Origin of the sequence: Sandarakinorhabdus sp. (genome assembly GCF_051860625.1) — a bacterium.
Classification (GTDB): domain Bacteria; phylum Pseudomonadota; class Alphaproteobacteria; order Sphingomonadales; family Sphingomonadaceae; genus Sandarakinorhabdus.
On sequence record NZ_JBHYDQ010000004.1, the window covers coordinates 120,509 to 147,256 of the forward strand.

The 26,748-nt window shown below is 65.8% G+C and carries 21 protein-coding genes; 14 read left to right on the forward strand and 7 right to left on the reverse strand.

The window, feature by feature from the left end:
* Positions 1 to 156: 156 nt before the first annotated feature.
* A complete protein-coding gene (gene efp / locus ACTIEZ_RS05770) occupies positions 157 to 729 on the reverse strand; it encodes an elongation factor P (protein WP_439545702.1) in 573 nt (190 codons plus the stop codon).
* Positions 730 to 806: 77 nt separating this feature from the next.
* Between efp and epmA the strand changes: the two genes are divergently transcribed.
* A complete protein-coding gene (epmA, locus tag ACTIEZ_RS05775; RefSeq protein ID WP_439545703.1) occupies positions 807 to 1,832 on the forward strand; it encodes an EF-P lysine aminoacylase EpmA in 1,026 nt (341 codons plus the stop codon).
* Here the strand turns inward: epmA and ACTIEZ_RS05780 are convergent.
* Complete coding sequence (locus ACTIEZ_RS05780; protein WP_439545704.1) at positions 1,798 to 2,241, reverse strand: hypothetical protein; 444 nt, start codon at positions 2,239 to 2,241, stop codon at positions 1,798 to 1,800. The two genes, epmA and ACTIEZ_RS05780, sit on opposite strands and share 35 nt — an antisense overlap.
* 1,086 nt (positions 2,242 to 3,327) lie before the next feature.
* On the opposite strand from ACTIEZ_RS05780, the gene ACTIEZ_RS05785 reads away from it, so the two are divergent.
* The gene (locus tag ACTIEZ_RS05785; RefSeq protein WP_439545705.1) at positions 3,328 to 4,119 is read left to right on the forward strand and encodes a helix-turn-helix domain-containing protein; all 792 of its coding nucleotides are present in this window, start codon (positions 3,328 to 3,330) and stop codon (positions 4,117 to 4,119) included.
* Here ACTIEZ_RS05785 and ACTIEZ_RS05790 read toward each other — a convergent pair.
* On the reverse strand, positions 4,109 to 5,065 hold the full coding sequence (locus tag ACTIEZ_RS05790; protein ID WP_439545706.1) for an NADPH:quinone oxidoreductase family protein: 957 nt from the start codon (positions 5,063 to 5,065) through the stop codon (positions 4,109 to 4,111). The two genes, ACTIEZ_RS05785 and ACTIEZ_RS05790, sit on opposite strands and share 11 nt — an antisense overlap.
* A 135-nt stretch (positions 5,066 to 5,200) precedes the next feature.
* On the opposite strand from ACTIEZ_RS05790, the gene ACTIEZ_RS05795 reads away from it, so the two are divergent.
* A complete protein-coding gene (locus ACTIEZ_RS05795) occupies positions 5,201 to 5,704 on the forward strand; it encodes a pyridoxamine 5'-phosphate oxidase family protein (RefSeq protein ID WP_439545707.1) in 504 nt (167 codons plus the stop codon).
* Between the two features lie 3 nt (positions 5,705 to 5,707).
* Here the strand turns inward: ACTIEZ_RS05795 and ACTIEZ_RS05800 are convergent, their stop codons facing one another.
* Positions 5,708 to 10,021 (reverse strand): hypothetical protein, encoded by a 4,314-nt coding sequence (locus ACTIEZ_RS05800; protein WP_439545708.1) that lies wholly within the window; start codon positions 10,019 to 10,021, stop codon positions 5,708 to 5,710.
* Between the two features lie 19 nt (positions 10,022 to 10,040).
* Positions 10,041 to 11,702 carry a hypothetical protein gene (locus ACTIEZ_RS05805; protein ID WP_439545709.1) on the reverse strand — a complete coding sequence of 554 codons (1,662 nt, stop codon included), beginning with the start codon at positions 11,700 to 11,702 and terminating at the stop codon, positions 10,041 to 10,043.
* Between the two features lie 1,059 nt (positions 11,703 to 12,761).
* Here ACTIEZ_RS05805 and ACTIEZ_RS05810 point away from each other — a divergent pair.
* The 7 genes from ACTIEZ_RS05810 (at position 12,762) to phnE (ACTIEZ_RS05840) (ending at position 20,729) form a co-directional block, all read left to right on the forward strand.
* Entirely contained in the window at positions 12,762 to 13,745 is a 984-nt protein-coding gene (locus ACTIEZ_RS05810) for a tyrosine-protein phosphatase (RefSeq protein ID WP_439545710.1), read from the forward strand.
* A gap of 85 nt (positions 13,746 to 13,830) precedes the next feature.
* Positions 13,831 to 16,500: a TonB-dependent receptor gene (locus ACTIEZ_RS05815; protein ID WP_439545711.1), complete on the forward strand. Its 2,670-nt coding sequence runs from the start codon at positions 13,831 to 13,833 to the stop codon at positions 16,498 to 16,500.
* Between the two features lie 49 nt (positions 16,501 to 16,549).
* On the forward strand, positions 16,550 to 17,125 hold the full coding sequence (locus tag ACTIEZ_RS05820) for a hypothetical protein (protein ID WP_439545712.1): 576 nt from the start codon (positions 16,550 to 16,552) through the stop codon (positions 17,123 to 17,125).
* 22 nt (positions 17,126 to 17,147) lie between these two features.
* A complete protein-coding gene (locus ACTIEZ_RS05825) occupies positions 17,148 to 18,113 on the forward strand; it encodes a phosphate/phosphite/phosphonate ABC transporter substrate-binding protein (protein ID WP_439545713.1) in 966 nt (321 codons plus the stop codon).
* 2 nt (positions 18,114 to 18,115) lie between these two features.
* Positions 18,116 to 18,961, forward strand: a complete 846-nt coding sequence (locus ACTIEZ_RS05830; RefSeq protein WP_439545714.1) for a PhnD/SsuA/transferrin family substrate-binding protein — start codon at positions 18,116 to 18,118, stop codon at positions 18,959 to 18,961.
* Between the two features lie 2 nt (positions 18,962 to 18,963).
* Positions 18,964 to 19,875, forward strand: coding sequence for a phosphonate ABC transporter, permease protein PhnE (phnE, locus tag ACTIEZ_RS05835; protein ID WP_439545715.1), 912 nt, complete (start codon positions 18,964 to 18,966; stop codon positions 19,873 to 19,875).
* Positions 19,872 to 20,729 carry a phosphonate ABC transporter, permease protein PhnE gene (gene phnE, locus ACTIEZ_RS05840; protein WP_439545716.1) on the forward strand — a complete coding sequence of 286 codons (858 nt, stop codon included), beginning with the start codon at positions 19,872 to 19,874 and terminating at the stop codon, positions 20,727 to 20,729. Before phnE (ACTIEZ_RS05835) ends, phnE (ACTIEZ_RS05840) begins: the two co-directional genes overlap by 4 nt.
* On the opposite strand, the gene ACTIEZ_RS05845 is transcribed toward phnE (ACTIEZ_RS05840), so the two are convergent.
* On the reverse strand, positions 20,730 to 21,653 hold the full coding sequence (locus ACTIEZ_RS05845; protein WP_439545717.1) for a carbohydrate kinase family protein: 924 nt from the start codon (positions 21,651 to 21,653) through the stop codon (positions 20,730 to 20,732). It lies immediately after the preceding gene.
* Between the two features lie 320 nt (positions 21,654 to 21,973).
* On the opposite strand from ACTIEZ_RS05845, the gene phnC reads away from it, so the two are divergent.
* From phnC to ACTIEZ_RS05865, 4 genes are read left to right on the forward strand one after another with little or no spacing between them, the layout of a single operon-like run.
* Positions 21,974 to 22,768: a phosphonate ABC transporter ATP-binding protein gene (gene phnC, locus ACTIEZ_RS05850; RefSeq protein ID WP_439545718.1), complete on the forward strand. Its 795-nt coding sequence runs from the start codon at positions 21,974 to 21,976 to the stop codon at positions 22,766 to 22,768.
* Positions 22,765 to 23,451 (forward strand): DapH/DapD/GlmU-related protein, encoded by a 687-nt coding sequence (locus tag ACTIEZ_RS05855; RefSeq protein WP_439545719.1) that lies wholly within the window; start codon positions 22,765 to 22,767, stop codon positions 23,449 to 23,451. The genes phnC and ACTIEZ_RS05855 overlap by 4 nt, the downstream gene beginning before the upstream one ends.
* A 12-nt stretch (positions 23,452 to 23,463) precedes the next feature.
* Positions 23,464 to 24,012: a phosphonate metabolism protein/1,5-bisphosphokinase (PRPP-forming) PhnN gene (gene phnN / locus ACTIEZ_RS05860; RefSeq protein ID WP_439545720.1), complete on the forward strand. Its 549-nt coding sequence runs from the start codon at positions 23,464 to 23,466 to the stop codon at positions 24,010 to 24,012.
* On the forward strand, positions 24,009 to 24,833 hold the full coding sequence (locus ACTIEZ_RS05865; protein ID WP_439545721.1) for a transglutaminase domain-containing protein: 825 nt from the start codon (positions 24,009 to 24,011) through the stop codon (positions 24,831 to 24,833). The genes phnN and ACTIEZ_RS05865 overlap by 4 nt, the downstream gene beginning before the upstream one ends.
* Here the strand turns inward: ACTIEZ_RS05865 and ACTIEZ_RS05870 are convergent, their stop codons facing one another.
* Positions 24,834 to 26,672 (reverse strand): ABC transporter ATP-binding protein, encoded by a 1,839-nt coding sequence (locus ACTIEZ_RS05870; RefSeq protein ID WP_439545722.1) that lies wholly within the window; start codon positions 26,670 to 26,672, stop codon positions 24,834 to 24,836.
* Positions 26,673 to 26,748 lie beyond the last annotated feature (76 nt).

A 26,748-nucleotide genomic window follows, 5' to 3' on the forward strand; every position in this document is an offset into this window, starting at 1 on the left:
TCTGTCCCACTGTGGGAACCAACTAGGCCTAAGGGCATCGATTGAAGAAATTGGGATTTACACTCAGGCTAATCGAAATTCTGGCTAAGTTGGCGATGCGACATGAAAAGGGGCCGGCATCGCTGCCAGCCCCTGCCCATCCGGTGAAGCGGCGCGTCAGTCCTTGGCGCGCTCGACGTAGCTGGAATCTTCGGTGTTGATGACGATCCGCGTGCCCACTTCGATGTGCGGCGGCACCATCACGCGGGCGCCGGATTCCACCGTGGCCGGCTTGTAGCTGGACGATGCGGTCTGGCCCTTCATCACCGGTTCGGTCGCCATGATCGCCATCGTCACCCGCGTCGGCAGGGTGATGGTCACCGGCTTGCCGTCGAACATCAGGATCTTGCACTCGGCATTTTCCTGCAGGAACCCGATGCCATCGCCGATCATCGCCTCGGTCAGGCTGATCTGGTCGTAATTCTCGTTGTTGATGAAGATATATTCCTCCCCATCCTTGTAGAGATAATTGTGGCTGACTTCCTCGACGAAGGCCTTTTCCAGGCTGTCGGTGGTCTTCACGGTGATCACCGTCTTCACGCCATCGGAGATGCGGCGCATGTCGATCGTGGTGGTGGGCGTGCCCTTGCCGGGGCGGAAGGTTTCGGCCTTCAGCACGACATAAAGCTGGCCGTCGTCGTGCTCGACAACCTGTCCCTTGCGGAAATTGCTCGCGATTTCCTTGACCATGATATCCCCTATGCGCCAACGCGCGGTAACTTGCGCCCGGCGTTAGGGCATCGCAGCACGACTGTTCAAGGAAAATCATGACATCATCCGAGTCTGGTCGCCCGTTCTGGCATGCCGATATCCATACTGATCGCCGCCCGTTCCTGATCGGCCGCAATCGGGTGAAGGCGGCGCTGCGCTGCTGGTTTGCGGATCAGGGCTTCACCGAGGTCGAATGTGGCGCAGTGCAGATGTCGCCGGGCAATGAAACCCATCTGCATGGCTTCCCGGTGCTCTGGCGTCCGGAGGGCGCTGCCGAACAGACGCGTTACCTGCACACCAGCCCGGAATTTGCCGCCAAGAAATTGCTGGCGGCCGGCGAAACCCGCATCGTCGATTTTGCGCGGGTCTGGCGCAATGGTGAGCAAGGCCCGTTGCACAGTCCGGAATTCACGATGGTCGAATGGTATCGCGCCGGTGCCGACTGGACCGAGGTAATGGTCGACACGCTGGCGCTGGCCCGCACCGCGCAGGCCGCCGGCGACAACGGCGTGCTGCGCTGGCAGGGGCGAAGTTGCGATGCCGATGCCGAGCCTGATCATATCAGCGTGGCCGAAGCATTTTCCATTCATGCCGGCATCGATCTTGCCGCCTGCCTCGATGACCGCGACGCGCTGGCCGCCGCCGCCGGCCTGACGCCGCGCGCCGACGACACATGGAGCGACATTTTCAGCCGCATCATCGTGACCATCGAGCCGAAGTTGGGCCGTGACCGCCTGACCTTCCTGACACATTATCCCGTCTGCGAAGCCGCCCTCGCCCGCCCCTGCCCCGATGATCCGCGCTGGGCCGAACGGTTTGAAGCCTATGCCTGCGGCGTTGAACTGGCCAATGGCTTTGGCGAACTGACCGATCCCGCCGAGCAGCAGCGCCGGTTCGAAGCGGATATGGATGAGAAAGAGCGCATTTATGGCCGGCGTTACCCGATCGACGAGGATTTCCTCGCCGCGCTGACCTTCATGCCGCCGGCCAGCGGCGTCGCGCTCGGCTTTGACCGGCTGGCGCTGCTGGCGTTGGGCGGGACCGATATCAGGCAAGTGATCTGGACACCGTTTCCCGGTTGAAGAACCCCAATTTCACCGCCGGCACCAGATAGGCCACGAGCAAAACCGTGTTGGTCACCGCATTCACCGGCACGCCGTTCAGCACCGACAGTGCCGAGTCCACCGCCCACCAACCGATCACGCCCCAGCCCAGCCCGCGCCACAGCGCCGGATCAGCGCCGCATGCCCGAAACACCGCGAGCAGACACAGCCCCCAACCCAGCATCACCGCACCGACCAGCGCCACCGACAACCGCATCCCCGGCGCGTCGAAATCCCCTGCCGACAAGCTGCCCAGGCTGACCAGCCGATAAAAGGCCCCTGCCCCACCATCCAGCGCCGGCACGCCGGCCGCGGAAAACACCACGCCAAAGCCGATGGCCACCCAGCACCAGATGTGCAGCCATTGTTCCCAGAAATTGCGCGTCATTTGCCGTCTCCTCTGCCTAATGGCCGGTTCAACCTGAGCCGAGCAGGAAAGCGGTGCAATTACCGGGCCGGTAGCGGTGGGAACGGCGAGGGCGGCAATTGTTCTTTACAAGGTGATCAAAGTTATCCTTTTGCAGGTTTGTTGGCATTATATATGCCAATATTTGTCCGAGGCACAGCCCTGCCCGCGTCGGCTGCCAGACGCCCGCTGTGGCGCGCCCTGTCCTGACCTGAGAAAGAACAAAAAAATACCGACTATATCCCGCACCTTGGCTGGGACAGCGTGAATCCAGCAGCAACAGTCTTGCCAGTTTTGACGAATCTGGCGTGATTCAGCCCGCCGTTCGCACCCACTGCCGCGCCGCGCCAGACCAGCGGACCGGCGCATGATGACAGGCTTTGCCAGTGTAGGACAGGCTGCCCATCAACTGGCAGCCATGCGTCGCCCGAAAGCCGGACATGTCCATAAGGGGGTGGGGCGCGGAACGGCGGTTTTGGGGACGAACAGCCGCTGCGCGCCAATCGAAAAAAGCGGTCGTCTGGTCAGATATCAGCCGGAAAGCGATGCCCCTGTCCAATGAAATCACTCACTGTGACAGCTGCTACAGGTGCTGTTCGCTGCGTTCGCGGCAGACCCCTGACCCTGAGATGCAGAAACCAGAAATTTATGTCCAAACACAGGGATGAGCACGAACAAGCCGATGATTGCGGTAACCCGTACCGGTTTTGGTAAGCGGTTCATATGAGCGCACAACCTTCAAGTTTAAGGAAAAACACTCAAAAAGCTTCAAGCTCATTTTCCATGGAGAAATCTGATCTCGCAGGACCTCTGCTATCGCAGCCCACCAAAGTAACAGTCAGGATGGAAGTGGATATCAATACAATCATCTACCTGTTCATTTTATTCGTCCTTTGTCAAACAAAATTTGATACTCATTATTATCGATATTGTATCTTTCCGACGGTCCGATTGCTTGACTTGTTATAGCCCTGCCCGGCGGAGGCCCTGTTGCTTCGGCAACCACATCATCCTTTCACTTACCTCGCACATCATTGAAAGGCTGCGCGCCTGTGGCAGAGTGGGGGTATGGCGACCCGTCCCGAGCTTTCCGATCCCGGCCCGTTCGGTGCGGCGCTGCGCCGTGCGCGCGGCGGCCGGCGGCTGAGCCAGTTGGCGCTGGCGCTGGAGGCCGGGGTGAGTGCGCGGCACTTGAGCTTTCTGGAGTCCGGCCGGGCGATGCCGAGCCGGGAGATGGTGCTGACCCTGGCCGAGGCGCTGGCGCTGCCCTTGTCGCAGCGCAACCAGTTGCTGACGGCGGCGGGGTTTGCGGCAGCGTTTCCGGCTTCGCCGCTCAGTTCCGAAGCCGTGGCGCCGTTTCGGGCGATCCTGACGCAGATGATGGCCAGCCATGCCCCCTTCCCGGCGCTGCTGTGTGATCGGCACTGGAATGTGCTGGAGGCGAGCGTATCGGCGGCGGCGATGCTCAGCCCGTTGCTGGAGGCGTGGAACGGGCCGCCCAATGTGTTTGCGCTGACCGCCACACATCAGCGCGCGCCGGAGCTGATCGCCAATCTGCCCCAGGTGCTGCACGAAAGCCTGGAGCGGCTGGCGCTGGAACAGGCGCTGGCCGGCGATGATCCGGTGCTGGCCGATCTGATCGCAATCACGCGCGAAGCGGCGCAGCGCCATCCCTTCAAGCCGGGCGCGCGGGTGCGATCGCCGATCATGCCGGTGATCTATAATTCGCCTGGCGGGCGGCTGTCGTTCCTGTCGGTGGTGGCGCAGTGCGGGACATCGGAGGATGTGACGGTGCGGGATTTGCGGCTGGAGTTGCTGTTTCCAGCGGATGGGGCGACGCGAGCGGCGTTTACAGGCTGATCACGCATTTCCCGTCGATCTGCCCGGCCCCCATTGCCGTGAAGGCATCGCGCACGGCGCTGAGCGGCAGTTCCAGGCCGATATGGGGTTTCATGTGGTGGGCGCGGGCGTCGATTTCGGCGATGTGGCGCACGCCGGCGGCCGGGTCTTGCCGGCCCTGCTCGCCAGCGCGCACACCGACCAGCGCGATTTCCTTCAACAACAGCCGGTTGAGCGGCACCGGATCACCGCGGCCGCCGGTGAAGCCGATGATGGCATAGCGCCCGCCGCGGCGCAGGCATTTGACAAGCGGCATCACCAGCGGGCCGGCGACGGGATCGAACACCAGATCGATGTCGCGCAGCGGGATTTCGGGCTTCTCGCGGTCAATCAGATGGCCTTCGTGGGCGCCGGCATCCAGCGCCAGTTGCAGCCGCGCCGGGCTGCTGGCCAGCGCCACGACATGCGCGCCCATGTGCGCCGCCAGTTGCACGGCAGCGCGGCCCATGCCGCCGCCGGCGCCGGTAACCAGCACCCGCTCCCCGGCCTTGATCTGCCCGCGCTCGACCAGGCCGACCCAGGCAGTGAGCGCACCGACGGTGAAAGCGGCCGCTTCGGCCAGGGTCAGCCCCGCCGGCACTGGCCGCACGCTGCGCGCTGGCAGGGTGACACGCTGCGCCATCATGCCGGAGCGACCGCCGATCATGACCTTCTGGCCCAACAGGGCTTCGGCGCCCGGCCCGGCGGCAATCACTTCGCCAGCGGCCTCCGTGCCGGGGATGAACGGCAGTTCGGGGCGAAATTGATAGCCGCCTTGCAGCATCAGCCAGTCCGGGAAATTCAGGCTGACATGGCGCACGGCCACTTGCACCTCGTGCGCGCCCGGCGGCGGCGGTTCAGGCCAATCGGCATGGAGGGCAAGGCCCGACAGATCATCGGACAGGCGGGAACAGACGGCAGCATGCATGCGCCATCATCGCCTGCCCGCCGCCGCCACGCCACCCGGCGCAAACGTGAGGCGTCTGCGGCTTCGCTGGCGGGCGGCGGGGAACCCAGCCGAGGCTGAGCGGTTTGGGAGAAGACACCCACAACGGAGGCGCATATGTCGAACGATCGCGAAATCACCCAGAAATTCTGGAAAGCCCTGAAATCGGACCGGACGATGTTCCTGGGCCTGGCCGAAGGTGCCGATGGGCATGCGCGGCCGATGACGGCACAACTGGATGACGAAGATCAGAGCGGCGACCTGTATGATGGCCCGATCTGGTTCTTCACCTCGGCTGACAGCCATTTGTATCAGCAAATCGGAGCCGGCGCCCGGGCGATGGCGCATTTCGTCGCCAAGGATCATGATGTGTGGGCGACGCTGGACGGCACGATGACCACCACGCAGGACCGGGCGATGATCGACCGGCTGTGGAATCGCTTTGTCGCGGCCTGGTATCCGGGCGGCAAGGAAGACCCGAGCGTGGCGTTGATCCGGCTGGATCCAGACAATGCCGAGATCTGGATCGATGCATCCAGCATGGTGACCGGCTTGAAGATGCTGCTGGGTATGGATCCCAAGGAAGACATGCAGGACAAGGTGGCGAAGGTCAGCCTGTAGGAGTCAGCCTCTCGCCTGAATGAGCCACTGCAGCGCGGCGCGGCCGGGCAGGAAGAAATAGCCGCCGCCCAGGGTTTCGACCCAGCGGGCGAGGCCCTGCACACGCACCGGGCCGAGGTGCGTGGGCAGGGTAAAATCGCCTTGGCCGAGCAGCGGATCGATCTCGCCGGGCAGCCCGTGGAAGCTGCGGCCGAACAGCCAGCGTTGCTGCACGAATTCGAATTGCCGCTCGATATCGGCGCAGATGGCGGTGAACATCAGGCCCTTTTCGCTGCCGGTATCATAGGGGCGGCCGCGGCGGATGATGCGGTGGCGGTTGGCGATGTCCCAACCGGTGGGGTCGGACGGATCGAGGCCGTCGCGCGGGTTGGCGCGGCGGATATGGGCGCCCAGCGGACAGGCGAGGCCCTGCGGGTCTTCGGCGGCGAAGGAGAAATCGTTGCGGGCGTCTGTGCGGCCCTGTGGCCCGGCGCGGTCGATGGTGGGTGTGCCGTCGGGCCAGCGGCCGATCATGCGCGCCTGCAGCCAGGGACCGTCGATATTCTGCTGAAGGGCGGCTGGCAGATGCGGGCAGCGCGCGGTGAGATCATTGGCCGACGCAGCAGCCCCGGCGTGGAAACCGGCGACATCCTGCTTCAGCCGGCGCACCACCACGAAGCTGCCGTTGCGGCCGAAATCGCGATAGCTGCTGCTGGCCTGAAAATCCGGGTAGGGACGGGCCGGCTCGGCCGTGGCCGGCAACAGCCCGGCGGGGTCAAGCTCGGAAGCAAGACGCAATGGCGGCGCGGTGTAGCCGGCGCTGGCCGGGTGGCCGAGCAGGAATTCGCCGGGCGCCAACTGGTCGCGCGCATCCCGTTGCCGCCAATCGCCGGCGCCGCGGATCGCCGGCTGTGAGATGCCGTCGCGGAAGCCGAAATGATCATGGTCGAGGCCGGGCTGGCCATCGGGGGCGGTGGTGGTCGGGCTGGTGATCACCGTTTCCTGTATGGTGGCGATGCCGGCCAGCGCGGCGATGGCGTCGGCGACGTGTTCGGGCGTTGCGGCGGCGAGCATCAGCACGGCGTCGCAGCGATCATAGGCGGCAAGACCCGCCGCGCTGCCCGGCGGCATCCAGGTGCCGGTATCCCCCAATATGTCGGCGCGGGCGCCCATGCCGGCCATGAAGGCCAGCGGGAAGCTGGCGAGGCCCTGCGCGCTGTCCGGCCCCGGCAGACCGAGGCGCTGCAACCCGGCGGGGGACAGCGCGATGGCGCTGGCGGCGGTGAGATGCGGCGTGCCGGAGGGCAGATCGCCGAAGATCACCGGCGGCAAGGCCCCTTCCCCGGCAATAATGCGGGCGAGCGCGGTGCCGGGGCCGGCATCGGGGAAATTCAGGAAGATATGCGCGCCGTGGGCGAGGCTGCCGAGGCTGCGGAACACCAGCGCCTGCACCTGGCTGGTGTCGACGATGCTGGCCGGGCGCGGCAGCGCGCCGAGCAAATCGAGCCAGTCGCGTGCGCTGGCTGCATCGTGGGCGCGGGCGAGGCCATGGTGAATCAAGGCCTGCGCGCGGATGCGATCGAGCGTCAGGTGCGGCAGCGCGCTGTACCAGCAGCCGGTGAGCTGTTGCTGGCGGCGGACCCAGCGCTTGAACAGATCACCGTTGGCGGCGCCTTCGCCGATCAGGCCGACGGTGGGCGGGAAGCCGATGCCGTGGCTCCACGCCGCGGTCTGGCCGGGGTGGGCCTTGGTGATGAAATCTTCGAGATAGGATTCCCAACTGCCGTCGTAGTTGCTGAAGAAGATCAGCTTTTCGGCGTCGGGCAGCCTGAACCAGCGGGCAAAATGGATGGTGCCCATGGTGAGGATGAAACCGGGGCGGGTGTAATGGCGGGCGAAGACGCCGATGCCCCACATGGCGAAGGCGAAGGTGAGCCGGCGCAGCCAGCCGGGCTTGAAATCGCTGGCCGAAATGATGTGGCTCTGTTCGTGATCGCGCGGGTTTTCTCGGCTCGTGATGCGCAGGCGGCGCAGGAGATCGGGGTCGCGGGTGTCGGGCACATCGGCGGTTTCGAGGCGGCGCAGCGACGCGTAGGCGTAAAGCGCAAGGCCGAGCCAGAGACCGAAGCCGCCGATGATGCCGGCGGCAAGCGCAAGGAGCAGGCGGCCGGGCCAGAGGCCGCCGCCCAGCGCAGCCCAGGCCAGCGCCGTGAACACCCCGACCGGCACCAGCGCGGTGAACGGGATCCAGCGGCCTGCCGGCGTCGCCAGATAGGCGAACAAGCCGCTCCACAGGCCCGGAAAGCGGAAATCGACAAAATTCAGCCGCTGCCGGCCAGGCACGAACAGCATCGGGCGCAATTCGGCGGCAGCGGCGGCCAGATGCGGGGGCGGCGGCAGGGTGCCGGCCAGCATCCCGCGCACATGGTTCAGGGCCGCCAGCGGCGGCTGCGCGGTGCCGCCGGATATTTGCTGCCAATCATCCAGCGCGGCGCGGGCGAATGCGGCCAGCCGGTCGCGCTGGCGCTTGGTGGCCATGGTGAAGCCCGGCGAGCCATCATAAAGCAGCCCGGTGGTGCCCCAGGCGCGCGGCCGCACATCCAGACGATGGCGGTTGAGAAAGGCTGGCAGCGGTGAAACGCCGTCCCAGAAGCTGACCTGCGCCAGCGGCGCGGCCAGTTCGGGTGGCGGGCTGGCGAAGATGCGGTCCAGCGCGGCTTCGGGTGGGCCATCGGCGCTGATCTCGATCAGCAGGCGCACATCGGGTGTTTCAGGGCTGCCGACATCGAGGGCATTGATCGACAGGAAATGCACGATGGCAGCAGCATCGAGCCAGGCCCGCACCGCCGGCCCGGCCGGGTTGCCCAGCGCCAGCAGCGCATCCTCCAGCGCGGTCAGCCGGGCGGGCACGTCGGCCGGCGGCACATGCTGCAGCACCGGGACGTTCAGCGTGATCATGCTGTGCGCAGCCGGGCCAGCCGGCTGCGCGGCGCCGAAGCGCATTTCCAGCCGGAACGGGAATGGCCCGGCCATCTGCAGCTTGCCGGCGGCGCCCGGCGCGTGCGCCAGACCGGGCAACGCGAACAGCACGGCGAACAGGCTGGTCATCTGTTCGACGGCCATGTGCTGGCCGATGCAATCATGGATGCAGTAACCGAACATCAGATTAGGCGCGTGCTCGATGCCGATCCAGCGATCGGGGTTGAAGCTGCCGGGGTCTGGCCATTTGCGGCCGTCGCGCATGGCAATGGCGGTGGCGGCGAGCACCACGCCGTCCGGCCCCATCCGGAACTGGCCGGGATCGAGTGCCGGCGCCATGCGCGAGGCTTCCAGCGCGATGCGGCGCAGCGCGTCACGGTCGCCAGCAGCCTTGACGGCCTGATCCCAGGCGGCGGGGTGGCGCAGCAACCAGTCGAACGCCTTGCCGCCGGCCAGCGTCGTGGTGGGGCCGAGCCCGATGGCCAGCCCGGTGATGATGGCGCGGATCAGGGCATGGTCGGGCGCGGTGATGCTGATGGCACCGGCCATTTTTGTTGCCACCAGCGCCCAGATCAGCCCGCGCTGCGCCGCCACCGCGTCCCGCTGGTCGCTGGTCAATGGTGCCAATTGCGCCACGCAGGCGCCGATCTGGCCATCGATCAGGGCGCGCAGCCGCCAACCGCCATGCTGGGCCAGTTCGCGGGTAGTGGCATTGCCCACCGGATCGCCGAACAGCATCGCCGACATCGCCAGCGTCCAGTCGGAATAGGCATCGATATCGCGCGGGCTGAGGCCCAGCCAGTCGGCGCCGGTCTGCGCCGTCACCCGCGCGAACACATCGCGCATCACGTCGATCTGGCCGTCGCAATTGGCCACCAGCGCAGCGGTGATCGCCGTGGTGTCGGCTTCGAAGCGGGCTTTCCACGCCGGGCCCTTTTGCATGGCGGCCAGCACCAGGGCGCGCTGGCTGGCGTGATCTTCGCCCTCGGTGCCGAGCATGAACGCCGGGCGCAGGGCCGGATCGTCATTCAGGCCGGGCGGGCCATGCGCCAGCAATCGCATTTCGGCGCCGAACGGCACCGGATAGCTGGCAGGATCGCCAAGCACCGCGGTGACATTGGCATCGCGGGTGAAAATCTCGACCCCCAGGAACGGCACGTTCCAGCGCCCGAGCAGCCGCGCCACCTGCAACAGCAGCCGCAGGCCAAAGCCAAGCACTGCACCGAACAGCCGCGCCAGCACGCCGGTGGCCGGCGCCAGCCGCGCCATGCGGAAATCGACCTGCGCCAGTTCCTGCCCGGCCAGATGCCAGGGGGCGGGCACATCAGCCATCGGATACTTCAGACGAAACCCCGCCATGCCACCCCCCGAACTTGACCTACCCCGATTGCAGCGCCACCAGGGGTTCCTTCAACCAGCTGTTCCACTTGGTATTGCCGAACGGAATCCAGTCGACATGGCCCTGACCAAAGCTGGGTCGCGCCGCCAGCAACGCCGCCAGCGCTTCGGCGGCGCCGGCATCATCGCCGCCGCGCCACAGCGCGTTGATGCGGGTGACATGGGCGTGCCAATAACCGGGCTGCAGCGCGATCGCGGTGCCGGCGTGCACCTGTGCTGCCTCCCAATCGCCCTGCAACAACAAGGCCATGCCCAGCTCGGCTTCGCGATAGAAGCGCCGGAAATCATGCGGCGACAAGCGCAGCGACGCATCCAGCCACTCCACCGCCACAGCGGGACGCGCGCACAGCAGGTGGAGCGTGCCCAGTTGTTCGTGCGCCATCGCCAGGCTGGGGCACAAATCGATCGCCTGGCGCAACCAGGTTTCGGCTGGTTCCATGCGGCGCTGCCACATCTCCGCGATGCCGACCAGCATATGAGCGCGGCCATCGCGGCGATCGAGATCGACGGTGCGGCGCGCCGCATCGCCGAAGCTGGCAATCTCGTCGGCCGCAGCGCGGCGGCTCCACAGGCGATAGCCGAGATTCTGCGTCCATTCGATGGCAGCATTGGCCGATTGCGGTGCGGCGGCGCGGGCCTGATCGAAATAGCTGGCGGCCTTTTCCAGATCGGGCTGCGCCAGGCGATTCTGGTGCCAGCGGCCGCGCCAGATCAGATCATTCACTTCCAGCGCATCACCCGGCAGCGCGGCGGCCCGGCTGCGTTCGGCATCATCGAGCTGTTCGGCCAGCAGCGCCACCAGTTGATCGATGATCGGCAGGAAGGCGTTGCTTTCTTGCGGGTTGGCCAGGTCGAGGCCCGGCGCACTCACCAGACTGCCGTCGCTGGTGTCCAGCAGCCTGCCGACCAATTGCCAGCCGCTGCCCAGCTTGCGCAGGCGCCCGCCGAACACGAAGGCCGCCCCCAGCCGCCGCCCGGCATCGAGCGCGGATTCAGAGCCATCGGTGGGGAAACTGGCGCCCGACCCGATCACCTTCAGCCAGCGCAGCCGCGCGATGCGGTCGGCCAGTTCATCGCCGATGCCGGCCGCCAGATAATCGGCCGCAGCCTCGCCGCTGTCGTTGGTGAACGGCAGCACGGCCAGACTGGCACCGGGGCGCGGCTGCGACAGGCCGGTCGGGCGGCGATGCGGGGCGTCGGCGCGTTGCTGCTCGACCCACTCGGCGAACTGGCCGGCGCCCGGAATATCCAGCCCTTCCAGCAACATCTGCCCCGGTTCGGGGTCCAGCAATTCATAGGCAGCCCGATCCAGCCAGACCCGGCGGCCCTGCGCCTGTAACAGGCCGGGCGCAACGTCGTCGAGCCGTTGGCGCAGGCGGGAAAGCTCCTTGCGCAGCGATGCCTGGGCCTGTTCTTCCTCGGCCCGGCCCCACAGCATCTGGCGCAGCCAATCACGCGTATGTTCATGGCGGGGCAGCAGGGCCAGCATGGCGATTAGCGCCATGCCCTTGCGGCTGGGCAGGATGATGCGGTTGCCAGCGGCATCGAGCATGCGGAACGGCCCGTGCAGGCCGATGCGGACGCGCGGCGGCCCGGCCGATGGGCCAGCGGCGGAATCAATGATGTCGTCACCGCGTTGCACATGCCTCTCCATGCCCAGCCAATCGCTTCGATAATATGGGGCGACAATGTAAGTCACGCATTTTTCACGCCGCCGTCACAGGCTGCCCGATGACCGACCCGGCTGCTTGGGTTATCAACAAGTCAAGGGGTTGGGCATCATGTTAACCTCACAGCTTCTGGCCCTTGTGCGGCCTGCCGGCGAGTTGGCAGAACGCATGTGGCCCAGTCGTGACCGGTCACGGCCCGCAAGGGCCGTCATCGGTTCGGGGGACGGCATGGCAATGGGCAGCGGGGGGCAGCGGGATGCGGCTTCGCGGGGACCATTGCCGATCAAGCCATACCTTTGGTGCGGGCCATCAGCCCGGGTGTGTGAAGACGACCCACTTCACATTGCCCGGCAGCGCGCACCAGGCCAGCGGCCGGTGACGGCGGGTGGCAGGATATGTCGGCGGTGCGGGCCCAGGACGCGGGGCGCTGGCTGTTGATGCATCATGCCACCCATCCCTTGCCGCCACCGCCGCTGGCCCAGCCCTACCGGCGCCCCAGCCGGCGCGCGCCCTGCCGCCTGTAATTGACCCTGCGGGCGGCAGGGCCCGCAAAATTCCTGCTCCTTCCGGAACATCGCGCTTTGGCGCCGCCACCGCCTGCAGCGGTCCTCCTCCCCAGCCAGCCTTGGGGAGGGTGGTCTGGTTGCGCACCGGAATATGAAGCAAAGATTGCGCCACAGGGATGTGCCCTATGGTTGGCACAATGTTTTTACAATCTTGCGTCACGCTTTGCGAACTTTTCTATCGTGAGTTGTACGACGTCGGAGACAGCCGTTGGCGCAAGCATGGACAAGTCGCACACTTGTTCGAAATTCTTCGCAAAAGATACTTGGTTCTGTAATTTGATTGACCAAGCACGCACCTATTTCGCGGTCCTGTTGGGGTAAGGCACGCAATCGCTGGTTGCTGGCCCGGCCCATGTTGTGGCCACGGGGGAGCAACTGGTGCGAGGCGGCATTCATCGAGGGAAGGGCCTGTTTGTTGCAGGCGTGCTTCTGGCGACGGCTGCTTCCGAGGCTGCGGCCCTGGGGGTGGTTCATGTCGAGCGGACGTCCAGCCAGGCATTGACGATCCGCTGGCAGGACGCTGCCGCCGTTGATGTTTACACCGCGAACCGCCCAGACGCGCCGATCGGCGAGGCGGTGCTGGTGTCGGCCAACGACCGCGATGGCCGGCATGTGCTGGCGGCCGATACCGGCAGCCGCCCCCATGTGCTGGTGCGCGACAGGCGCACTGGTGAGGTGCGGCGGGCGGCCGAGCGGTTGCTGCCGCTGGAGGCCGGCTCCAATTTTCGGGATCTGGGCGGCTATCCGGCGGCGGACGGCAAGCATGTCCGCTGGGGGCTGATCTATCGGTCCGGCGGCCAGCCGTTGCTGAATGATCATGATCTGGCGCTGATTGCCGGGCTTGGTCTGGGCAATCTGGTTGATTTGCGCTCGATGGAGGAACGCCGGCTGGCCCCCACGCGGATAGAAGGCGTGCCTTACAACGCCATCGGCTATGCGTTCGCTGACATCCGCGGGGCGCAGACCCCGGTTCCCGCTGCGGCACCGGGGCGCGTGTATGCCAATTTCCCGGCCTTGATGGCGCCGCACCTGAAGCTGATCTTTGCCAAGCTGCTTGGCGAGGGGACGCCGCTGGCCTTCAACTGTTCGGCCGGGCAGGACCGTACCGGCTTTGTCGCTGCGATGATCCTGACGGCGCTGGGCGTGCCGCAATCGGTGATCCTCGAAGATTTCCACCTGACCACCAAGGTTCGCCAGCCGCAGTTCGAAATGCCGCGGATCGATCCGGTGGACAGCGCCAATGATCCGGTGGCGATGCTGTTTGCCGGCTATCAGCGCCCCGAGCGCGCCAGGCCGACCCCGTTGATGACGGCGCAAGGCAAGCCCTTCCTGTCGTTCGCACTGGAGGCAATCACCGCACGATATGGATCGGTCGATGCCTATCTGGAACAGGCGGCTGGCCTGACGCCAGCGCAGCGCGCCGCGTTGCAGGCACGATATCTGGAATGACGCTGCAGTAACCAGCTTCGTTCCATCCGGCTTTTTCAATTCAGGATTCCAACCAAAACGGCTTTTTCAATCAGGGGAACGAGTGATGATTGCAAACATGAATCTGGACCAGCGGCTGATCCGCGCACTGTTGCTTTCGGCAACGGTGCTGGCGTGTGGCACTGCCGCGCCGCTGCTGGCGCAAACCGTGCAGACAGCGCAAGCGACGGCCGCAGCCGATGGCCAGCAGGATGATGACGATACCATCGTGGTGTCGGCAACGCCGATCCGCGATTCGATTGCCAAGGGCCTGGATATCAAGCGGGCTGCCCCCAATATTGTCGATGCCATTTCGGCCGACACCATCGGCCGCTTCCCGGATCAGACGGCGGCGGCGGCGCTGCTGCGGCTGCCCGGCGTTGCCGTAGAGCGTGACCAGGGCCAGGAGCGTTTCGTGCAGATCCGCGGCGCGCCGGCACGCTGGACCAACGTGGCGTTCGACGGCGTCAACGTGGTCGGCGCGCAGGGCCGCATCTTCCGGTTCGATGCGGTGCCGGCGACGACGATCAGCACGCTGGAACTGAACAAGACGCTGACGCCGGAGATGCCGGGCGAAGCGCTGGCGGGCCGCGTGAACATCAAGACCTATTCGGCGCTCGACAATCCGGGCCTGCATATCAATGCCGACGGCGGCCTTGGCTTTGTCGATCTCGGCAATGGCCCGGTGCGGTCTTACGGGGGGCGCATTTCCTGGTCGAATGACCATTTCGGCATCGTGCTTGGCGGTTCGAAGTTCAACTTCGTGCAGGAAACCGACAATTACGAGCCGCGCTTCAACGCCGGCGGCATGCAGAATGTGCGCTTTGCCAAATATATCGTGAAGCGTGAGTCCAACGGCGCCATCGGCAAGCTGGAGTGGAAGCCGAACAATGACAATCTGATCCGGGCGACGGCGCTCTACAAGGAGTTCCTCGATGCCGAGCAGCGCAACCAGTACACGTTCAACTTTGCCGGCGCGGCCAGTGGTACCCGCAGCAATACCAATGGCGATCTGGTGTCGGTGCCCGTGGCCGGCCTGTTCCAGGACAGCAATTATGCCACCAAGGAATGGCTGTATGTGCTGCATGGCGAACACAAGCTGTCGGATTGGCGGATCAGTTGGGATGCCGGCTATTCGCGCTCGGTTTTCGAGCAGAATCTGCCGCTCACGGCGCAAAGTGCCAGCAATCCGGTGCAGCGCCCGTCGGTCACCTTTGTTCCGGGTGAAGCCAACACGCCGGTGCTGACCCTGTTCGATACGGTCCGCAATGCGGCGGGCACGCTGGTGCGCGGCCCTGCCCGTTCGGCGCTTGATCAGCGCGCTTTCGATACCGAGGTGTTCGTGATCTTTGCGCAGCGTTTCAACCAGAACGAGCGCACCGGCAAGTTCGATGTGGCGCGCGACTGGACGAGCTTTGGCGCGGAATCGGAATTCAAGATCGGGTTCCAGTACAACGATCGCAATTTCCGCGACCCGGGCAATCAGGCCAATCTGCGGCCGGACGGCACCGTTGGAACGGTCCTGCTGCGGCCGCTCGCGGAGCAGTTCAACCTGCCGTGGACACCCACCGCGCTGATCACCGACCGGTCGGCGCTGGGCCGCATCAATGTCGGCTTTGATGTCAACTTTGTCGACAATCCCGCCATCCGCGCGCAGCAGGAGGCTATTCTGGCTGAAGCGGCGTCGCGCAATGCGGCTGGCGGCAATTTACCGGTGCCGCGCCCCAATCCGGCGCTGGCCAATACCGTCGATGAAACGATTTTCGCCGCCTATCTCAGCAACAGCTGGAAATGGGATCGCCACACCGTGCTGCTGGGTCTGCGCGTGGAGCGGACGAACCTGACCTCTGCCGGTCAGGCCAATATCGCCGGCCGGTTGACTCCGGTGTCCTTCGACAACAGCAACACCCAGTTCTTCCCGTCGGTGCATTATGGCTTTGATGCCACTGATGATCTGAAGCTGCGGGCGGCGTTCATCACCGGGACCGCGCGCCCGAGCTTTGTCGAGCAACGCGCCACGGTAGCGATCAACGATGCCGTGGGTGTCGAAAGCATCTCGGGCGGCAACCCGTTCCTGGTTCCGGAACGGGCCTGGGGCCTGGATTTCGCGGCCGAGTGGTATTTCAGTCCTTCGTCGCTGCTGTCGGCCAATTATTTCTATCGCAATGTGTCGAATGTGCTGTTCGGCACGACGACGGTGGTGGGCGACGACCGCTTCAACTTCGGCGGTGTCGATCGTTCGGATTATTTCTTCTCCACCACGCTGAATGGCGGCAATGGTTATCTGCAAGGGGCTGAAATCACCTATACGCAGCCGTTCACCTTCCTGCCGGGGGCGCTTTCGGGCCTTGGCTTCCAGGGCAGCGTTGCGCGGATCGATGGCGAATTCGACACTGGCCAGCGCAAGGCCAATTTCCCCGGCACGTCGGATTGGGTGATCAACGGCGCGCTCTATTTCGAGAAATATGGCGCGTCGCTGCGCCTGAGCTATCAATATCGCAGCCCCTACGCCAACGACCTTGCGCCCGGCGGCGCCGATGGCGACTTGATCTGGGAAGCGCAGCAGCGCGTGGATTTTTCGGCGCGTTATGATGTGAACCGGTACATCACGCTGTTTGCCGACATCAACAACATCACCGACGAGCGCGGCCTGATCTACCAGGGCACCACGGATCGCCCGTATGAGCTGGAATATTTCGGTCGCCGCTTCCTGTTCGGTGTCCGTGCCCGCTATTGAGGCTGGGTGCAGCAATGCCGGGGGGCCGCCTGAACAGCGGCCCCCCGCTTTGCGCGTTCTGGTGATCGGCACCAGCGGTTCGGGCAAATCCACCTTTGCGCAAGCGCTGGCGGCGCGCACCGGGATCGCCTGGCACGAACTTGATCTGATCAATTGGCGGCCGGGCTGGCATGATCGGCATACGCACGAGCCGGAGGCGTTTCTGGCCGATGTCGATGCGGCCACGCGCAGCCGCAACTGGGTGGTGTCGGGCGGCTATTCGATAACCAGACCGCTGCTCCTGCCGCGGCTCACCGATCTGGTCTGGCTCGATCTGCCGCGCTGGCAGGTGATGGCGCAGGTGATCAACCGTTCGGTGCGGCGGGCCGCCGGTGACCAGGAGGTGTTTCCCGGTTGCCACGAGCGCTGGACGCGCTTGCTGCGGCAGGATCACCCGATTCGCTGGGCCTGGATTAATCATGCGCCCAATCGCCTGAAATTTGCCGGCCAGGCGCAGACGGCGGCGAGGCATGGCGCGCACGTGCATCGGTGCATCAATCGGACTCAGACCGAGGCCGTGCTTGCCCGGCTCACGCAGGGCGTCCGGCCGGGCTCACAATCCGCCAGCGTCGCAAGCCTGTCATGACTGCACGCTATCAACAATCATCATGGGGGACTGGCCGGTGCTGATGCGATCAATAGCCCTTGCCGCGCTGCTGGTGCTGGCGGCCTGCGGCGGAAACAACGCCAATCCCGATGCGTCGGGCTGGCGCAAGGAGGTGAGCGAGGTCCGCATCGGCGCCAATCTGGGCGAGGAAAACCCCACGGCGCTGGCGCGGCTGGACGCCTATCGGGACTATATCGCCAAATCGACCGGCCTGCCGGTCAAGGTGTTCAAGGCCGCCGATTACAACGGCATCATCCAGGCGCTGGCATCGGGCCAGTTGGAAATGGCCTCGATGGGGCCGGCGGCCTATGCCAACGCCCATGCCCAGATCGGCGACAAGGTGACGCCGGTGCTCGCCAATCGCAGCGCCGAAGGACTTTCGGGCTATTACAGCACGCTGATCGTCCGCGCCGACAGCCCGTATCGCACGATCGACGATCTGCGCGGCAAGACCATCGGTTATGTCGATTTCAATTCGGCATCGGGCTATGTCTATCCGCGCTGGGCGCTGAAGAAGCAGGGCGTTGATCCGGACACATTCTTTGGCAAGTCTGCGATCAGTGGCGGCCATATCCAGGGCGTGCTGGCGCTGGAAAACGGGCAGTTCGATGGCGTGTTCCTGGTGTCTGGTGCCGGTGCACCGCGCACCGGCTTCACCAACAGCACGCTGTATGCGATGGCTGCACGCGGACTGGTGAAGGCCGAGGATTTTCGCATCATCTGGTTTGCCGGGCCGATCGCCAATTCACCCCATGTGATCCGCACCGACCGGCCGCAGCCGCTGAAGGACATCCTGCGCGGCGCGCTGGCCGCGATGCCGTACGACGATCCCGAGCTGTGGGCCGACATCGGCCTGAGCAACGGCAGCGACATGCAGCCGATGCAGGCCAGCGATTATGCGGAGGTGATCGCCATCCGCAACGCCGAAGTCCAGAGCCGCCGCGCCGGCGGCAGCGCGGGGAATTGATCATGCGCAACCTTCTGCCGTTGCTGACCGTCACCCTGCTGCTGGGTGCTGCTGCGCCGGTGCAGGCGCAGGGCGCCGAAGCGGCGTTCCGGGTGGTGGTGGCCGATGCCGGCCTGACCGGCTGCACCGCCACCGGCCAGGCCGAAGCCTATCGCCTGCACCTGGAAAAGCGGCTGGAGCGCCCGGTCAGCCTGTGCGGGGCCGCCGATGCCACGGCAGCCGCCGCGGTGCTGAAGGCCGGCAAGGCCGATATGGTGCTGCTGGACCCGCCAGCGTTCGACACGGTGAAGGACATGGCGCGCGCGCTGCTGACCGGGCGGGTACGTGCCGAGACCGGCCGGGTGATGACCATGGCGCTGGCGCTGAAACGCAGTGGCCGCAAGAGTCTTGCCGATCTGACTGGTGCGACGCCGATCGTGGCGGGCAGTGCACCGACGAGCAAGGATGTGCCGATGCAGGCCATCGTCGATGCCGGCGCGCCGGTGGCCAGTTTCAAGCCGCTGCTGGTGATCGAAGGCGATGAGCCGGCCTTTGCCGCGCTGCGCGCCGGGCGCGGCGATGTGCTGGTGGTGAACGGCAGCGCGCGGTCGCGGGCGTGCATGACGCCCGATGTGAAACGCGACCCGTGCGCCGATCTGACCGAGCTTTGGCGCGGCCGCCCGCGGGCTGCTCGCGCATTTGTGGTGTCCAGCAAGATGCCGATGGGCGATCGCCACCAGTTGATCGGCATTCACATCGGTCTGCATTTCGAAGCGCCGGCCGCGATGCGTTACCTGGCGCAACTGCTGCCACCGGCCGTGGCGATCGACCCGGCCGAAGCCGGCGCGTTATTGCTGGCGCGCCGCTGATCATGCCGCAGGCGTGGCAATCAGACGGGCCGCACCCGGCACTGGTGGCTGATTTCGAAGCAAGGCGGCGCGCACTGCTGCTGCGCCAGCGGCTGCAAGGCGCGGTGGTGGCACTGGCGCTTTCGGTGCTGCTTGGCGCCTCATTCCATGTCAGCGATTTTTTCGACGGCAACCATGGCGGTGATCCGCTGGCGCGCATCGGGGACCTCATTACCCTGCTGGTGCCCAAGTTGCAGGCCGAAATGCTGCTGGCCGGGCCGGGCACTGCCGGCTCGCTGGCCAACTGGTTTTATGATTGGCCGCGCTGGGTGGCACTGCTGTGGGAAACCGTGCAGATCGCCATCGTATCGACCGTGTTCGGCACCGTCGGCGGCAGCCTGGCCGCGTTGCTGGCATCGAAGAATCTGTCGCCGGCACCGGCGGTGCACTGGCTGACCCGCCGCACGCTGGAGATTGTGCGCACCCTGCCCGATCTGATCGTCGCGCTGATCCTGGTGGCGGCGTTCGGGATCGGGCCGCTGCCCGGTGTGATCGCGCTGGCGCTTGGTACGACGGCCAGCCTGGGCAAGCTGTTTTCCGAAGCCAATGAGAATATCGATCCGCGCCCGATCGAAGCGATCCGGGCGGCTGGCGGCGGTTGGTGGGCGCAGATGCGCTTTGGCCTGCTGCCGCAGGTGCTGCCCACCTATGCCTCCTATGCGTTGCTGCGGCTGGAGATCAATGTCGGCGGCGCAGCGGCGCTGGGCGTGGTCGGGGCCGGCGGCATCGGCATCGAACTGTCGCGCGCCATCACCTACACCCAGTTCGATACCTATCTGGCCATATTGCTGATGATCGTGGCGTTGATCTTTGCTATCGATCTGGCGTCTGAAGCCGTCCGGCACCGCCTGATCGGCCTTGGGGCGCGATCATGATCCCGGCATCCGGCCGCACCATCGCTGCCACCGCCCCGGATTACGATGCCGCAAGGCGGATCGCACCGGGCGTGCTGCAACCCACGCTGTCGCAACGCTTGCTGCGCATCGTTGGCCTGGGCCTGCTTGCGGCCGGGTTCGTTGCCATGTGCATCAATGTCGATCTCACCCCGGCGGTGTTCGGCAAGGGTTTTGCCAAGCTGCTGGGGTTCCTCGCAGTGATGTTCCCGCCCACCGCCAATGGCGGCGAACTGCGCATCCTGAGCGCTCTGGCAGACACATTTGCCATGGCCGTGGCTGGCACAGCGCTGGCGGTGGTGGCGGCAGCGCCGCTTGGCCTGATCGGTGCCCGCACCGTGGTGCGGCAACCGGTCATCCATTTCCTCATCCGCCGCACGTTCGATGTGTTGCGCGGCATTCCGGCGCTGGTCTGGGCGCTGATGCTGATCGTGGCCTTTGGCCTGGGGCCGTTTGGCGGGGTGATTGCGCTGGCATTGTCCGATCTGCCGCGGCTGGCCAAGCTTTATGCCGAAGCGCTGGAAAATGCCGATGCCGGCCCGCAGGAAGGCATCAGGGCGGCCGGCGGCGGGCCAGTGGCGGCAATCCGTTTTGGGCTGATCCCGCAGGTGCTGCCGGTGATGTCGAGCCAGTCGCTCTATGTGCTGGAATCGAATTTCCGCAATGCCGCCATCCTGGGCATCGTCGGGGCCGGCGGCATCGGTTATGAACTGGAAGAGCGCATCCGCATCTTTGCCTTTGATCAGGTGGCGTGGATCGTCATCGCCTATGTGATCTGCGTGATGCTGCTCGATGTGGTTTCGGAACGCATCCGCAGTCGGCTGATCAGCGGTTGATCAGCGGTCGAACGGGAAAAATCCCTCCGCCCCCGGTTCGGGTGCCGATCCTTCCATGGCAACGGCGGCCGCGCCCCAACGACAACCATGCGCCAGCGCATCACCCATGCCGGCCCCGGCCAGCAGCGCATCGGTCAGGCCGGCAATGAAGATGTCGCCGGCCCCGGTGGCATCGACCACGGAGGCCGGCACCGCCGGCACGGCCAGTTGGTCCGTCGCCGATTGCGCCTGGACATCACCGTCTCCGGCCGTGACGACTCCCCATTCCACCGGGCCAAACACCGCCTCAGCCGCCTGCAGCGGCTGTGCCAAGGCCTGATCGCCCAGATCCTTGTGTGAACCCACTGCAACATCCACCCGCTCTGGCGGGTCCCCCCACCAGGGCATGTGGGCCACCACCAGCCGGCCTTCCAGCAGCCCGCCAAGCGGCGGCACCGATGGCTGCGAGCCGCGCAGGATCAGCGCATCGGGTGCAAAACGCTGCACCAGCGATGCCGCCATCGACCAACGCTGCCAGATCTGGCCGCCCCCTGCCCCGGTGTTCCGTGCCGGGCCGATACCAAGGATGGTGCGCTCGCCGGATGGCTCGATCAGGATCTGCAGCGAGACTGTGGGGGCGGCGTCCACCCGGATGCCGTCCAGCGACAGCCCGCGTTTGTGCAGCGCATAAAACACATATTGGCCCAGCGCATCCTGCCCGACGCGCCCCACCACCAGCACCTCGTGCCCGGCGCACACCAGCGCCGATGCGATATTGGCCGCGCCGCCGCCCAGCCGACCCGGCAAGATCGCACCGCCAGCCGGAGCGCCACCGGCCGGCATGGCCAGGGTGCGCGCGCCGATGCGGGCGCCCGACGACAATGGCCGATCGAGCCACAGCGGCACATCCCAGCCCAGGCTTCCCGCCACCAAAATCCTTGCCATCCGACGACTCGCTGCTTGGGTGCATGCCGATGCTGTCACGCTGACCAAAACCCACCGGGACTGCTAGCGCGATATACGAAAAATACTTCGACAAATCATGGATATGTTTACAATCATCCGGCGCCTCGGCTGGCCGTGAACACCCACCGTGTTACCGGCATTTTCATGATCGGCGGGCTGATTTCCACGGTCATTCCGAGAATGATCAAGATGATGGGCGCGCACCATGGCCCGTGCCTTGTTGCCGCCCGGCCTGGCGGACTGTCACGTTACCATCACGCATCACCCCTAGACTTCACAGGCGATAGGGGAGTTGGGCGATGCTCGAATTGAAGGGCCTCAGCAAGCGGTTCGGCGAGACGGTCGCCGTCGATAATGTGTCGCTGAAGATCCCGGCCGGCGCCATGGTGGGCGTGATCGGCCGTTCGGGTGCCGGCAAATCCACGCTGCTGCGGCTGATCAATCGCCTGTGCGACCCGACCGCTGGCGAGATCATGTGGCATGGCACGCCGGTTGGCGGTTTGAATGGCAAGGCCCTGCGGGAATGGCGGGCGCGCTGCGGGATGGTGTTCCAGCAGTTCAACCTGTCCCCGCGGCTGGATGTGATGAACAATGTGCTGACCGGCAGTCTGTGCCGCAATCAGGGCATCGCGCCGCTGCTCAAGATGTTTCCGGCCGAAGAACGGGCGCGCGCCATCCTGGAATTGCATGCGCTGGATATGGCCGATGCCGCGCTCCAGCGCTGCTGCACCTTGTCTGGCGGGCAGCAGCAGCGGGTGGCGATCGCACGCACCCTGATGCAGATGCCGGACATCATCCTGGCCGACGAACCGATTGCCTCGCTGGATCCGGCCAATGCCGAAACGGTGATGGAAACGCTGGCCCGGATCAATCGGGAACGCGGGATCACCGTGCTGGTCAATCTGCATGCGCTGGATATTGCCCGGCGCTATTGCCCGCGGATCATCGGGATGGCGCAGGGGCGCGTGGTGTTCGATGGTTCGCCCGACGCCTTGCACGCAGCGGCTGTGGAACAGATTTATGGCCGGCACGTGTTCGAAGCATCTTCGCCGGCGGTCACGCAGTCCCCGATGCGTTTGGGCGCCGTGGCATGAGCGGCCAGTTGGCCGGGCGTATCCTGCCGCCGGGATATGAATATCATGATCGCTACCGGCCCGATCCGGCCGCCGTGCGATCCCCCGACCAACCGGCCATTTCGCCCGAAGCGAGCGTGCATGATTGCATATTGGGCCCGTGGACCCGGGTGGGTGGCCGCACATCGCTGATGGAAACCGAAATGGGGGCCTACAGCTATATCGTCACCGACAGCAGCTGCGCCTATGCCACGATCGGGAAATTCTGCTCGATCGCCCGCGACACGCGCATCAACCCCGGCAACCACCCCACCTGGAAGGCCGCCCTGCACCATTTCACCTACCGGTCGGTATCGTACGACCTGGGCGAGGCCGATGACGCCGAATTCTTCCAGTGGCGCCGCGACGATCATGTGACCATCGGCCATGACGTGTGGATCGGGCACGGCGCGACCGTGCTGGCCGGGGTGAGCGTGGGCACCGGCGCAGTGATCGGCGCCGGCGCGGTGGTGTCCAAGGATGTCGCGCCGTTCACCATCGTGGGCGGGGTGCCGTCCAAGCCGATCCGGGAGCGTTTTCCCAAGCCCGTGCAGGATGGCTTGCTGGCGCTGGCCTGGTGGGATTGGCCGCACGAGCGGCTGGCCGAGGCCCTGGCGGATTTCCGGGCGCTGGATGCCGACAAGTTCGTCGAAAAGCATCTGTAGCAGCGGCGCGGCGTGACCGGCTTTCTGATCCTGGTGGTCGGCCCGTCCGGTGTCGGCAAGGATACGTTGCTGGCCGGTGCCCGCGCGGCGCTGGCCGATGATCCGGCGTTCGTGTTTGCGAGGCGGGATATCACCCGCGAACCCGATCCCGCTGGCGAAGACCATCGCAGCATCAGCCAGGCCGAATTCGAATCCAACAAGGCGGCGGGCGGCTATCTGCTCGACTGGACGGCGCACGGCCTCAGCTATGGCGTGCCCGCTGCGCTGCAGGCCCGGCGCGATGCCGGCGTGCATGTGGTGGCCAATGGCTCCCGCGCCACGCTGGCTGTGGCGCGGGCGCGGCTGGCACCGGTGCGGGTGGTGGCGATCAGCGCGCCGCCGGCCCTGCTGCGCGCCCGGCTGGCGGCGCGGGGGCGCGAATCGGCCGAAGCGATCGAGGCCCGCGTAGCCCGCGCAGCCGAACATGCGGTGCACGGCGCCGATGTGATCCATGTGATGAACGATGGCCCGGTGACGGCCGGCGTGGCGGCGCTGGTTGCAGCGCTGAGGGGGCATAAGTGACGGAACAGTTCGAAGTATTTCTGGCCGAACCGGTGCCTTATGATGGCCATGGCCTGTATCCGGTGCCGCCCGAAACCCATCAGCAGCAGGTGCTGCAAACCAGTTTTGACGGCGCCGTGCCGGAACGGGTGATCCGCGATGCAGACGGGCGCACATCGGCCTGGCTGCTGCGCCTGACGGCTGGCGCGGTGGTGCGCGTGCGCCACAGTTTCCGGCCCGAAGGCCAGGGCCTGCCGGCCGCCGCCTTCGTGCCGGGCGCGTCGCCTTTCGAACGCGCATCGCCGGCGCTGGCGGCGCAGATCGCGGCACTCGATCTGCCGGCGGAACCCGCTGCGCGCTGCCAGGTCGTGATCCAGTTCGTGGCCGATCATTTCGAATATGGCCGGCGGGAACGCGCGCTGGGCGCTGACGACCCGGCGATGCCGGCGCTGGCCTGCGGGCTGACGCCGGGCAGCTGTGTGGACATGCACACCGCAGCGGTGGCGGCGCTGCGCGCGGCCGGGATCGCCGCGGCCTATGTGATCGGCGGCCACATCGCGGTGGGCCGCACCCAGCATCCCACCGGGCATTGCTGGCTGAACGTGCAGGCGCCCGGCACGCCGCCGCATTGGGATATTTCCCACCATGTCCAATATGGGCGGCGCACGATCACGCCGGTGCTCAACCCGCGGCCGGGCCGGCGCTTTGCGCTGAGCCATGGCCGCGGGCTGGTGTTCGATGGGCCGGACGGGCCGGTGGCGTTCCCGTCGTTGTCGGGCGTGCATCTGCTGACCGGGCCGCTGGTCGGCCAGAAATTGCCGACGTTCGCGCGCTTTGCCTGATCAGCCGATATAGGCCCATTCATCCTCGACCGCGTGCAGCCTTGCATAGGCACCGCCCCTGGCCAGCAGTTCGGCATGGCTGCCCTGTTCGACAATGCGGCCGCGGTCGAACACCAGTATCCGGTCGGCATCGCGCACCGTGGACAGGCGGTGCGCGACGATGATGGTGGTGCGCCCGGCCATCAGATCGGCCATCGCGCCCTGGATCAGCCGTTCGGTGACGGTATCAAGGCTGGAGGTGGCTTCGTCGAAGACCACGATCGGCGCATCGGCCAGAAAGGCGCGGGCGATGGCCACGCGCTGGCGTTCCCCGCCCGACAGTTTCACGCCGCGTTCGCCAACCAGCGTGCGATAGCCCTGCGGCAGCCGATCGATGAATTCCTGCGCGTGGGCGCGCACGGCGCTGGCGACGATTTCAGCGTGCGTCGCTTGTGGGCGCGCATAGCCGATATTGTCGGCCAGGCTGCGGTGAAACAGGGCCGGCTCTTGCGGCACGATCGACACCGATCGGCGCAGGCTGGCTTGCTGAACCAGCGCAATATCCTGCCCGTCGATCCAGATCGCACCATCATCAACATCATAAAGCCGCTGGATCAGCTTGACGAAGGTGGACTTGCCGGAACCGGACGGGCCGACCAGCGCGACCTTCTCGCCGGGCGCGATGCGCAGATCAAAGCCTGCATACAGCGGCGGCTGATCCGGCCCCTGCCCGGGATAGCCAAAACGCACATTTTCAAAGATGATCTCGCCGCGGCCACGGCTGGTGCCGATCCGCAGCGGCGGTGCGCCGGGCACATCGGCCACGCCCAGCGGCGCGGTATCGAATTCGATCAGATCGGCAAGCTCGGCACTACCACGCTGCAGGTTGCGGATATGATCGCCCACCTGCCGCAGATTGCCGCCAAGCTGGAAACAGGCGGTGATGACAAAGGCGACATCGCCAGGCGTGGCTTCGCCGCGCTGCGCCAGGCCGATCAGCAGCGCCAGCATGCCGGCCTGCAGCGCCAGCCACAGCGCCTGTTGAATGAGCGACATGGTGCGCCCGCGCGTCCATGATACCAATGCCCGATCGTGCCAGGTGCGGGTGATCTTGCGGAACAGCGCTTCCTCGCGCGTTTCGGCGCCAAAGGCCTTTACCGCGGCATTGTTGGAAACGGCATCGGCCACTGCGCCGCCGATGTGGCTGTCGGCAGCGGCGGCGCGCACATTGGCGGGCCGCACCCAGCGCGTCGCCAGCAACACCGACACCGCGACATACACGGTCACCATCGCGAAAAACAGCAGGCCGACCATGACGAAGCGCGACAGCATCACCGCCGCCAGCCCGATGATGACCAGCGATAGCGGCAGGAAATTGCGGATCAATATGTCCGAAATCTGCTCATAGGCCCATTTGCCGCGCGTGAGCTTGCGCACCGTGGAGCCGGCAAAGGTGTTGGCATGCCAATCGGCGGAAAAATGCTGCACCCGCGCAAAGCCATCATCGAGCACGGCAGTCATACAGCGCGCCGCCACGCGGTTGTAGGCCAGGTTCGAAACATGGTTGAACAGCTGGTAGATCGCCATCAACCCGGTCAGCATGGCAAGCGCCACGAACGCCGCCCGACTGGCAGCACTGGCGGCTGCCCCGCCGACACCTTGCCTTGCGGTCTCGCCCAGCGCATCGACAAGGTGGCCCGCCGCCACCGGCACGAACACTTCAGCGGCGACCATCGCCAGTGTCAGGGCGATCACCACCCCGAGCCGGCGCGGCGCCAGCGCCCAATAACGCGCGCAAAACTGCAAGGTCTGGCGCCAATCGGGTGCGAAGCTGGCGGTTTCGGAACGAGGATTTGACATTCACAGCGGATAAGGCGGCGCTGTGTCAGAAGCATGACGGCCAGCGCCGGCAGGGGCGACGACTGCGTGATTTGTC

Coding starts and splice junctions, on each gene's coding strand:
- ACTIEZ_RS05830 (WP_439545714.1), top strand. CDS start 18,116: ATGCGCAACCTTCTGCCGTTGCTGACCGTCACCCTGCTGCTGGGTGCT.
- ACTIEZ_RS05845 (WP_439545717.1), bottom strand. CDS start 21,653: ATGGCAAGGATTTTGGTGGCGGGAAGCCTGGGCTGGGATGTGCCGCTG.
- ACTIEZ_RS05870 (WP_439545722.1), bottom strand. CDS start 26,672: ATGTCAAATCCTCGTTCCGAAACCGCCAGCTTCGCACCCGATTGGCGC.
- phnE (WP_439545716.1), top strand. CDS start 19,872: ATGATCCCGGCATCCGGCCGCACCATCGCTGCCACCGCCCCGGATTAC.
- ACTIEZ_RS05815 (WP_439545711.1), top strand. CDS start 13,831: ATGATTGCAAACATGAATCTGGACCAGCGGCTGATCCGCGCACTGTTG.
- epmA (WP_439545703.1), top strand. CDS start 807: ATGACATCATCCGAGTCTGGTCGCCCGTTCTGGCATGCCGATATCCAT.
- ACTIEZ_RS05795 (WP_439545707.1), top strand. CDS start 5,201: ATGTCGAACGATCGCGAAATCACCCAGAAATTCTGGAAAGCCCTGAAA.
- efp (WP_439545702.1), bottom strand. CDS start 729: ATGGTCAAGGAAATCGCGAGCAATTTCCGCAAGGGACAGGTTGTCGAG.
- ACTIEZ_RS05800 (WP_439545708.1), bottom strand. CDS start 10,021: ATGGCGGGGTTTCGTCTGAAGTATCCGATGGCTGATGTGCCCGCCCCC.
- ACTIEZ_RS05790 (WP_439545706.1), bottom strand. CDS start 5,065: ATGCATGCTGCCGTCTGTTCCCGCCTGTCCGATGATCTGTCGGGCCTT.
- ACTIEZ_RS05855 (WP_439545719.1), top strand. CDS start 22,765: ATGAGCGGCCAGTTGGCCGGGCGTATCCTGCCGCCGGGATATGAATAT.
- ACTIEZ_RS05780 (WP_439545704.1), bottom strand. CDS start 2,241: ATGACGCGCAATTTCTGGGAACAATGGCTGCACATCTGGTGCTGGGTG.
- ACTIEZ_RS05825 (WP_439545713.1), top strand. CDS start 17,148: ATGGGGGACTGGCCGGTGCTGATGCGATCAATAGCCCTTGCCGCGCTG.
- phnC (WP_439545718.1), top strand. CDS start 21,974: ATGCTCGAATTGAAGGGCCTCAGCAAGCGGTTCGGCGAGACGGTCGCC.
- ACTIEZ_RS05785 (WP_439545705.1), top strand. CDS start 3,328: ATGGCGACCCGTCCCGAGCTTTCCGATCCCGGCCCGTTCGGTGCGGCG.
- phnE (WP_439545715.1), top strand. CDS start 18,964: ATGCCGCAGGCGTGGCAATCAGACGGGCCGCACCCGGCACTGGTGGCT.